Source organism: Prosthecobacter sp., from assembly GCF_044373815.1.
Taxonomy (GTDB): Bacteria; Verrucomicrobiota; Verrucomicrobiia; order Verrucomicrobiales; family Verrucomicrobiaceae; genus Prosthecobacter.
In genome coordinates this window covers 1-9,671 of record NZ_JBIPNG010000241.1, presented here as the reverse complement: position 1 = coordinate 9,671, position 9,671 = coordinate 1, and the positions used below count along the sequence as shown (strand labels likewise).

The 9,671-nt window shown below is 58.9% G+C and carries 7 protein-coding genes and 1 pseudogene; 2 read left to right on the top strand and 6 right to left on the bottom strand.

Features of this window, described 5'->3' with window-relative positions:
* Positions 1-562, bottom strand: a 562-nt coding sequence (locus ACIREA_RS18645) for a GNAT family N-acetyltransferase (RefSeq protein WP_397383840.1), incomplete at its 3' end; no start/stop codon positions are given.
* A gap of 26 nt (positions 563-588) precedes the next feature.
* Positions 589-1,227, bottom strand: coding sequence for a DUF1080 domain-containing protein (locus ACIREA_RS18640; RefSeq protein ID WP_397383839.1), 639 nt, complete (start codon positions 1,225-1,227; stop codon positions 589-591).
* 141 nt (positions 1,228-1,368) lie between these two features.
* On the opposite strand from ACIREA_RS18640, the gene ahcY reads away from it, so the two are divergent.
* Entirely contained in the window at positions 1,369-2,772 is a 1,404-nt protein-coding gene (gene ahcY / locus ACIREA_RS18635) for an adenosylhomocysteinase (RefSeq protein ID WP_397383838.1), read from the top strand.
* Between the two features lie 456 nt (positions 2,773-3,228).
* Here the strand turns inward: ahcY and ACIREA_RS18630 are convergent, their stop codons facing one another.
* The 4 genes and pseudogenes from ACIREA_RS18630 to ACIREA_RS18615 all read right to left on the bottom strand — a co-directional run.
* The gene (locus ACIREA_RS18630) at positions 3,229-4,305 is read right to left on the bottom strand and encodes a putative zinc-binding metallopeptidase (RefSeq protein WP_397383837.1); all 1,077 of its coding nucleotides are present in this window, start codon (positions 4,303-4,305) and stop codon (positions 3,229-3,231) included.
* 252 nt (positions 4,306-4,557) lie between these two features.
* Complete coding sequence (locus tag ACIREA_RS18625; RefSeq protein WP_397383836.1) at positions 4,558-6,102, bottom strand: serine hydrolase domain-containing protein; 1,545 nt, start codon at positions 6,100-6,102, stop codon at positions 4,558-4,560.
* A 165-nt stretch (positions 6,103-6,267) separates the two neighbouring features.
* Positions 6,268-7,596, bottom strand: coding sequence for a DUF1553 domain-containing protein (locus tag ACIREA_RS18620; protein WP_397383841.1), 1,329 nt, complete (start codon positions 7,594-7,596; stop codon positions 6,268-6,270).
* A gap of 186 nt (positions 7,597-7,782) precedes the next feature.
* Positions 7,783-8,340 (bottom strand): annotated as a pseudogene (locus ACIREA_RS18615) (DUF1549 domain-containing protein); the annotation flags it as partial.
* Positions 8,341-8,821: 481 nt separating this feature from the next.
* Between ACIREA_RS18615 and ACIREA_RS18610 the strand changes: the two are divergent.
* On the top strand, positions 8,822-9,671 hold an 850-nt coding region (locus ACIREA_RS18610; protein ID WP_397383835.1), incomplete at its 3' end, for a formate--tetrahydrofolate ligase.

The window sequence follows — 9,671 nt, the reverse complement described above, 5'->3', positions numbered from 1 at the left end:
CTATCGAATCTTCCACGGCACAAATATTAACACAGACCGCAGGGCCATGAATCCTCGCTAGGCGCGATAGCAGGAGCAACCGGCCAATACCCTTCTTCTGAAACTCAGAATGGATCAAGCCATAGAACAATGTTCCCACGAAGCCCGCTAAGGACAAACCTCCACAGGCGACGACGCGGCCATGGTTCTCAATGACCAGCATGGCGCCGTCGTCCCTCTTCAGCACTTCTTCAAACTCCTGCTCCACTTCGGCAGGAAACCGGCCCGGCGCGTTCATTTGGTAAATCTCCAGGCATGCCTGGGTGTCCTCCGGTTTCCAAAGGCGGACTTCATATTCTTTGGGCAGCGGCTTCTCCGTGAGCTTTTCGATGTTGATGTATGGCAGGGTGATGGGAGGCACCAACCGCAGAGTCGCCAGCAGGGTGAACAACTTGCTCTGAGCTCTTGCCACCCGTCCCTGCCGCAGAAAACCTTGCTGCAGCCATCGCCCCAAGGGGTGCTTGAGAAACACAAAGTAGAACAGCGCCCCGTAAAGGACACCGAGTGTGTTCAGGTCTTTCATGCTTCAATGAAGCGGAGGCGCAGTCGCTACTTCAGCTCCTTGATCCGCACATTCCGATACCACACGCGCAGCGCTTCATCTTGAAAAGCGATGTGACCCACGTTCGGACGGTCCGCCATCTTGATGTCGTCCAGGCTGGCATCGATGACCTGCTCCCCATTGAACACCACCTTCACACTCCGTCCTTTGACCGTGATGGTGTACCGGTTCCACTCGCCAGCGGGTTTGACCATATTCTTGGAAGGGCCTGTGCCACTCACGATTCCGCCGCAGTCATGATGACCGGGTTTTTCGAGGCCATAAGTGTCGAGGATCTGCACCTCAAATCCCGTCTTCACCGGCTCCTTCATGTCCCCCACGCGCATGAACACGCCGCTGTTGCCCTTGGCATTGATCTTGAATTCCAGGTCCAGCACAAAGTCGCCGTACAGCTTCTCCGTGGCGATGTAGGCATCATACCGCTGCCAGCCTTTCTCGCCCTCACGCGGGTGCAGCGAGACACTGCCATCAGCCTCCACGAGCCAGTTTCCCGTCGTTTTCCATCCCGCGAGGTCCTTGCCATTGAAGAGCGGGACGAAACCTGCCGCGTCAGCAGCAGGGTGAAGATCTTCAGCGTGGGCGGAGGCAGCGAGGCAAAGGCAGGCAAAGAGGGCGGCAAGTTTCATGGTGGTCAGCTTCAAACGGTCCATCTCAGCCGGATAAATCCCCGTTTGACATCAAGGCATCCATTTGGAACATATCAACGTATCCTGATACGTTGATCCGTTCCATTTCACCCTAACCCGAACCCACGAAACACACACCTCATGTCCGACTATAAAGTAAAAGACATCGCCCTCGCCGACTTCGGCCGCAAAGAACTCGACATCGCCGAGAGCGAAATGCCAGGCCTCATGGCCACCCGCGAGAAATACGGCCCCAAGAAGCCCCTCGCTGGCGTCCGCATCACCGGCTCCCTGCACATGACCATCCAGACCGGCGTGCTCATCGAGACGCTCAAGGAACTCGGTGCTGATGTCCGCTGGGCCTCCTGCAACATCTTCTCCACTCAGGACCACGCTGCTGCTGGCATCGCCGCCACCGGTACTCCTGTCTTCGCCTGGAAAGGCGAGACCCTCGAAGAATACTGGTGGTGCACCTGGAAGGCCATCATCTTCCCAGGAGACAAGGGCCCAGAACTCATCGTCGACGACGGTGGCGACGTCACGCTCCTCATCCACAAGGGCTATGAGATGGAAAACGGCGACAAGTGGGTCGACTCCCCCTCCGACAACCACGAAGTGAAGGTCATCAAGGACCTGCTCAAGGACATCGCCAAGAACCAGCCCGGCATCTTCCACACGATCGTCAAAGATCTGAAGGGCGTCTCCGAAGAGACCACCACCGGCGTCCATCGACTCTATGAAATGGCCAAGGCAGGCAAGCTGCTCTTCCCAGCCATCAACGTCAACGACAGCGTCACCAAGTCCAAGTTCGACAACCTCTACGGCTGCCGCGAATCCCTCCTCGACGGCATCAAGCGTGCCACCGACGTCATGATCGCCGGCAAAGTCGGCGTCGTCTGCGGCTACGGCGACGTGGGTAAAGGCTGCGCTGCTGCCCTTCGCGGCATGGGCGCTCAGGTCATCGTCACCGAAATCGACCCCGTCTGCGCCCTCCAGGCCGCCATGGAAGGTCATCGCGTCATGCCGATCGAAGACACCCTCGGCTACGGCGACATCTACGTCACCACCACCGGCAACAAGGACATCATCACCCTCGCCCACATGGAGAAGATGAAGGACCAAGCCATCGTGTGTAACATCGGCCACTTCGACAACGAAATCCAGGTCGACAAGCTCAACGAGCGCAAGGACGTCAAGCGCCTCAACATCAAGCCCCAGGTGGACAAGTACACCTTCCCGGCTGGCAACAGCATCTTCATGCTCGCCGAAGGTCGCCTCGTGAACCTCGGCTGCGCCACCGGCCATCCGAGCTTCGTGATGAGCAACAGCTTCACCAACCAGACCCTCGCTCAGATCGAACTCTGGGAAACCAAGGACACCCGCCCCGTCGGTGTGACCGTGCTTCCAAAAAAGCTGGACGAAGAAGTCGCCCGCCTCCACCTCGCCAAGATCGGTGTGAAGCTCACCGTCCTCTCCAAGGACCAGGCCGACTACATCGGCGTCCCCGTCGAAGGCCCCTACAAGACCGATCACTACCGCTACTAAGCGGCCGACGACTTCAAGTCGTTGAACCAATCACAACCCCAAAACCACGAGGGCGGCCAGCAATGGCCGCTCTTTTTTTGTCATCAGATTCCGCACTCCATGAGCTTCGGGACGGATACGCCCATGCACAAAAAAACCTCATTGCCTGCATGGCAACGATCCCTCATTCATCATAAAACCGAGCAGCGCATCATCCACCGCTCATCAGGCTGTCTGTCCTAGCTCTTGCGGCCTGCGGGCGCTGGCTTGGGCTTTTCCTTCTTCGGCTTTTTGACTTCCTTTTTGTGAGCGTTGTTGCCTTTGGCCATAATGATGTGCGTGTTGTTGGGTGCGCTGGGAATGTGGCTGCGCCGTTGGCGGCTTGCAAGACGCGACTGCCAACATTTTGGGAAGCCTCCATGGCTGCTGCCGCGTCGTTGAAGCTGGATTTTAGGAAAATCTCAATAACACTGCTCTTCAAGCCTCGCCGGTCTTCCTGCCACCCAGACCCCATGCTTGCGCATAGTGATGCGCCAGGCGTAGCTTCTGCGCTGCTTTCACCGAAATGACGAAGGGATACAGCGCCGGCTCGCCAAGGCTGAAGGAGATTTCGTTGAGCACCGAAGAGAGGCACATCCAGCGCTGCAACCAGGCAAGAAACTCACCATCCTCAGCAGGCGCGGCAGGCAGCATCGCAGGAAGCTCTCCCGATTCCACCGGCAGGATGACAAGCGGCAGCGCGATGAACTGCACCTGGATGCCCAGACTCTCACAGGTTTCCAATCCGTCGATGATTTGCAAATAATGCGCCCAGGTCTCCGCCCAGTCTTCCCACGGATGTGAGGAGGCATAGGCGGTGATGTAGTTCTGCCCCCAGTCCCCGGGAGCACCGTTTTGATAATACGTGCCAAGCGCAGAAGCGTAGTCGATCCACTCATCCCCGAAGCGTTCGCGAAACGCCAGCCGCAGCGGGTCATCCCACGCCAGCTCCGACAAATTCCGCTGCCACAGGTAGTGCGCACTTTCATGCCGGAAGTGTCCCAGCAAGGTGCGGCTGCTTTCGCCGAGCTGCTGTCGGTTGAACTGACGGTACGTGTCATCCGCCTCTTCCAGGTTCACCGTGATCACGCCATTGAGATGGCCCGTGGTCACCGTGGGATTGGACAGCGTGCTCACGATGTCAAAAGCCAGCCCGTTCTTGGGATCGTCCTTTTTCGAGGGCAGGCCGATCCCCAGGCGCAGCAGGGTGTAGATCAGCCGCCGCTTCGCCATCTCCATCCGCGCCCACAGCATGCGGTTCCGTTCCGCGCTCAGATCGGGGATCATGCGGTTCATGCGGCAGGCCACACAAAGCACCGCCGTGGCGCTGGCCGGCAGCAGCCAGTTGCAGACATTGTGCTTCACGCCATTCTGGCAGCGCTTCATCGTGCTGTCGGACCGCACACGTTGCATCGCACCCCGTTGCGGATCATAACCCACATCGCTGTTGCACTTCAAACAGCGTGAGCTGCCGAAGAAAAGCACATTGCCGCACTCACAGGTAAATCGTTGCATTAAGTGGGTCTCTCCTCGGCGCGAATGGGGCAATTGTCATGCGAAGGTTCATCGGCCCTGCTTCTTTGCGCGGATGTGAAAAAGCAGTTCTGTCTTGTTTTGAATTTTTCTCCGCGAGCAGATGACCGCCACTCTAGATGTCACTCATGATTTTTACCCGGCGTGTTCTCAGCGGATTGAACTATTTTCCCAAAAGCGAATCCTGGATCAAAGGCATCGAGTTCCGTCATCTGGACGTGCCGCAATAAAGGATCAGGCAACGACACGTCCCTTCAGCGGCGCCCTTGCATCCTTCGCTTTGGGATTCATCGCCGTGATGCTGTTGAGGAAGCTGATCGTCACACTATCCCCGTCGAACACACACGTCACCACGTCGCTGTGCGGCGTCTCATAGTAGCGCCACTGCATGACCAGCGTTTTGTCGTCGGTCCACGCCGCGCTGGCGGCAATCTTGGAAGGCAGGGGCTTCTTCGGCATCCCGCCAGAAATCAGACGCGGCGGCGTGCCGGGGAATGCCGCTTCGCCACGCTGCCAGGACTCAATCCCGCACGTGATCGTATGATCGTCGGCGGAGAAAGTGCAGGCCCCATCACCAAAACTGAAGGCCGCGGTGTTGAAGCCAAGCGCGTTGCCTTCGAGTTTGAATTTCTTGCCGATCGCCGCCGGTGAAGTCTTGCTGCCCAGCTGCGGCGCCAGTGCCAGCGTCTTGAGCTTGCTAAAATCAGCAGCCTTCGGTTCCTTGGCATTGATCGCAGGCACTAGGTGCTTCCACACCAGATCCAGCTGGCCCTGCATGTTTTTGTTCTCACTCGTCATCACGATCACCGCATCCTGCTCTGGCAGCACAATGGTGAACTGCCCAAAGGCTCCGTCGCCACGGAAGCCGGTGCCCTGGCAGCGCCAGAACTGGTAGCCGTAGCCTTGCAGCCAGTCATTCTGCGCCTTGGGCCGGTCCTTCTTGTCTCCACCCGGCTGCTGAATGTGGAAACGTGTGGCCTCTTCAATCCACGCGGCAGGCAGCAGTTGCTCGCCGTTCCACTTGCCCTTCTGCAGCAGGAACTGGCCAAACTTCGCCAGCCCCTCCGTCTGTATGCTCAGTCCCCACCCGCCCGTGTTGATGCCATGCGGACACGTCTCCCACTTCATGCCCTTGATGCCCAGCGGCGCAAACAAGCGTGGCGTGAGGTAATCGAGCACCGTCTGATGCGTCACCCTCTGCACGATGGCCGAGCACATGTAAGTGGCGGCGCTGTTGTACATGAACTGCGTCCCCGGCTCGTGCGCGAAGTTCTGCGCCAGAAAGGTCCGCGCCCAGTTCTCCTCCTTGACCACCACGCCCGTCGGCTCCTTCTCATTGCCGGTGGACATCGTCAGCAGATCCTTCACCCGCATCGCCGCCAGGTTCTCGCTGATCGTTGCAGGCAGGTCATCAGCAAAAAACGACACCACCTTGTCCTCCACGCTCAGTTTCCCTTCGGCCACCGCGAATCCCACTGCCGTTGAAGTGAAGCTCTTGCTCATCGAGTACATCGTGTGCACGAATTCCGGCCCATACGGCTTCCACCACCCTTCCGCGATCACCTTGCCATGCCGCAGCATCATGAAGCTGTGCAGTTCAAATTTTTCCCGCTCGATGGCATCGATAAAATCCAGGATGCCAGCAGCTGCAACACCCTGCGCCTCAGGCGTGCTGCGCGCGAGGCCCGTGGTCGTCGCCTCAGCGAAAGCCTGAGGAATCCACAGGCTGAATGGAGCAAGGCTGGCGTGTTTGAGAAAAGAGCGGCGTGAGGTGGGCATATGAAATGATTTAAACGAGTTTAACGTGCATCTTTCCTCTTGGGAAGTCACCGTTGTTTCATTCAATTTGGGGATGGGGCTCCTCTGACTGTTCCGCAATAAACGGGTGAAAAAGCCAGGAGCGCGAGAACTAGGTGGATGGGGCGCTTGAGAGGGCTCGTCTCCTCACTGGATGAAAATGAACTGCTGCGTGTTCAGCAGGGCATAGATCAGATCTTCGATCTGGTTCACGCCATCGGCCTGGCTCTTCGACCAGCGCGTTTTTTCCTCAGGGGTTGGCTTGCGGCTTAAAAGCGTGAGATAAACAGCCTCCACCTGATCATCGGGATAGCCCGCCTGCTTCACGGCAAGACGGAGCTGGGACCACGGATTGAGGATGCTCGGCAGCAGCGGCCCGTTCATCAAGACAAGTGCTTGCGGCACGCTGGCATCATGATTGACGTTTTCCACAGTATCGCGATCACTTTGACCAAACTCCCGCAGCGCATGTCCGGCAGGCGCGGGACTGTCGAGCTCGGCCGCACGGGGCCAGAGGCGCATCATGTTCTGACGATGCTTCACATACACATCCTGCTGGGCTGCCGGAAGGCCAAAGCGTTTGGACTCCTTAACAAACAACTGCATCTGCGCCGCTCGTTCTGCACCAAAGTCCTTGGGCATGTAGCCGGGCACCTCAATCTTTCGATAACCCTCACCGGTCTGCCTGCCCTGCGGTGAGAGCTTCAGCACGGCTGGAGTGTAGATTTTCTCATCCGCAGTTTGGATCTCCGCCTGTCGCAGCGTGTTGAGTTCGCGCGCCAGGGAGGACATCGCCGCCTTGTCTTCACGTTTGCGGGCTTCGGCAATCTGCTGCTGCAGCACCTTGAACTGCGCGGCGTGAGCACGGAAGACTTCGCTGGTGACGTGGGCGCTTTCCAGCAGCTCTTCCGGCGTCAGATGTTCCAGTGCCTCACCGAGTTTGCGTGAGTTGGCCAAAAAGACATTCGTGGCTTCCCGCAGCGGCAGATTCGGCAGATCAGGCGCGGTGTTGATCAGCGTGGTAAAGGAGTCCCACATCTGCTCCGCACTCATGCGGCGCAGCAGCGGGCCGGTGAAATGGCAGGCCTCGCCCGTGGCCAGCTCCTGCCGCGTGACCTCTCGCTGATAAGCCTGCGTGTTGCACAGCACGCGCAGGAATACCTTCACATCATACCGCTGCGTGATCATGAGCCGGCGCAGATGCTCCATCAGCGCCGGATTCGCCGCCGCCGTGCCGTCCGTGAGTTCATCCACCGGTTCGATCAGCCCATGGCCAAACAGCTTCTTCCACCAGCGGTTGGCGATGACCGTGGTGAAGCGCGGATTCTCCGGCGAGGTGAGCCATGCGGCGAATGATTCCAGCGGATTGGTCTTCAGGGAAAACTCCGCAGGCGCACCGAAAAGAGTGGCCGCCTTCACCACCGACTTCGGTTCCGCATCGTGATACGCGTAATCATGCGGCAGGCGCAGTTGCATCGGGTTGCGGCTCACATACGCGTGCTTGATCGGCACGATCATTTCATTGAACGCCTGCCGCAGATGCACCTCATCATCAGTTGAGGTGCCCGCCTGCTCCCGCCGCTTCTTTTGCAGCGCAAACATGCCGTTGAAGGCCGGACTGTAGATGCCAAAGGTCGTCTGTACCCCGTAGGTGTAGGCAGCCATCTGGTGAAACTGCATCTGCGTCCATCGATCAAAAGGATGATTGTGGCACTGCGCGCATTCGATGCGCGTGCCCAAGAAGATCCGCGTGGCCAGCGCCAGATTGTCCAGCGGCATGCCGCGATCCCGCTGGTAGTAGCCAACAGCGCCATTTTCCCACGCCTTGCCCTGTGCGCTGACGAGTTCGCGCACCAGCTGGTCATACGGTTTGTTCGTGCGCACGCTGTCCTTGAGGTATTCCACATACGACATGCCCGTGACGCGTCCCGCATCGCCGTTGTAGGTGCCCTTGCTCAGCACCCGCAGCAGGTCGGCATAGAAATGAAACTGGTGCATCGTCTAGCCTTCGCTGGCCACCAGGCGGTCGATCATCTGCGCACATTTGTCCGGGCCCCTGTCGTTCAAAAACGACACCGTCTCTTCATGGGTTGGAATCCGCCCGACGAGGTCAAGGTAAATGCGGCGGACGAAAATCTCGTCACTCGCAGGCGCGTTGCCTTGCAGCGAATGCTTTTGCCAGTCTTGCGCCAGCAACTCATCAATCTGCTTCGCGGCCACGCGAATATCGTTCGTCCAAGCCGTGGCAGTTCCGGCAAGGAGAACCAAAAAAACAAGGATCCGGTTTATGCAGGCAGACAACGCAGGAGCGGCACCCCGGCTTTCCGGCGCTGCCACGATTGGTGTCAAGGTTTAAGCTCATACACCGCTACGCTCGCGCCATACTGCGGTAGCACCGTCCACACCGGCCGGACCTGCGGCTGGCTTTGGCTCTGCTCCCTTCACGAAGACAGACAGCAAAAAACCCGGTGTGAATGTGAGAGTGATGCTTTTCATGGAGGAAGGCGGCGCGGCAAAGACGCGATAAGCACCCTTTTATATCAGGGCCCATTTGAAACAAAGGCAGGAGGCGGGCATCAAAGCAAATCAGGGGGCGGCCGTCTTCCCGGGACATTGCCCGGAAGGGTTGTCCTAAATTTTTGGCGATGGAAAACCCTTTGCTTCACAGCAGCCCTTGCCATTCTGCGCGCTTCCATCCCGCATGCATCCGGACATCTCCCCCATCGCCGCTGATCTTGGCATTGCGCCAGAGCATCTCATTCTCCACGGCCGCCATATGGCCAAGGTCAGCCTCAAGGCCCTGCACAATAAACCCCAGCGTGGCAAACTGATCCTCGTCTCCGCCATCACACCGACACCGGCGGGCGAGGGCAAAACCACCGTCTCCATCGGCCTCTCGCAGGGGTTGAAGAAGATCGGACAAAGCGTGGCCCTCGCACTGCGCCAGCCTTCGATGGGTCCGGTGTTCGGCCGCAAAGGCGGTGCCACGGGCGGCGGCAAAAGCACCGTGCTGCCCGCCCATTCCATCAATCTGCACTTCACCGGCGACTTCCACGCCATCACCTGCGCGCATAACCTTCTCTCCGCCGTCATCGACAATCAGCTCTTCCTCGGCGAAACGCGGCTCTCGCCCGACCGCGTGCTGTGGAAACGTGTCATGGACATGAACGACCGTGCTCTGCGCGTCGTGCGCACCGCCGTGGGCAAACCCACGGAACGCGTCACCGGTTTTGACATCACCGCCGCTTCCGAAATCATGGCCATCATGTGCCTTGCCGAGTCGCTGCCGGATCTGCGTCATCGCCTCGAGCGCATCGTCGTCGGCTTCACCGCCGAGGGCGATCCCGTCTATGCCAAGGAATTTCGCGTCACCGGCGCCATGATGGCCCTGCTGCGTGAGGCGCTGCCACCGAATCTGGTGCAGAGCGTCGAAGGCGTGCCCGCCTTCCTCCACGGCGGCCCCTTTGCCAACATCGCCCACGGCTGCAACTCCGTGCTCGCCACCCGCATGGCCCTCGCCCACGCCGACTTCGCCGTCACCGAGGCCGGAT

Coding starts and splice junctions, on each gene's coding strand:
- ACIREA_RS18640 (WP_397383839.1), bottom strand. CDS start 1,227: ATGAAACTTGCCGCCCTCTTTGCCTGCCTTTGCCTCGCTGCCTCCGCC.
- ahcY (WP_397383838.1), top strand. CDS start 1,369: ATGTCCGACTATAAAGTAAAAGACATCGCCCTCGCCGACTTCGGCCGC.
- ACIREA_RS18630 (WP_397383837.1), bottom strand. CDS start 4,305: ATGCAACGATTTACCTGTGAGTGCGGCAATGTGCTTTTCTTCGGCAGC.
- ACIREA_RS18625 (WP_397383836.1), bottom strand. CDS start 6,102: ATGCCCACCTCACGCCGCTCTTTTCTCAAACACGCCAGCCTTGCTCCA.
- ACIREA_RS18620 (WP_397383841.1), bottom strand. CDS start 7,596: ATGCAACTGCGCCTGCCGCATGATTACGCGTATCACGATGCGGAACCG.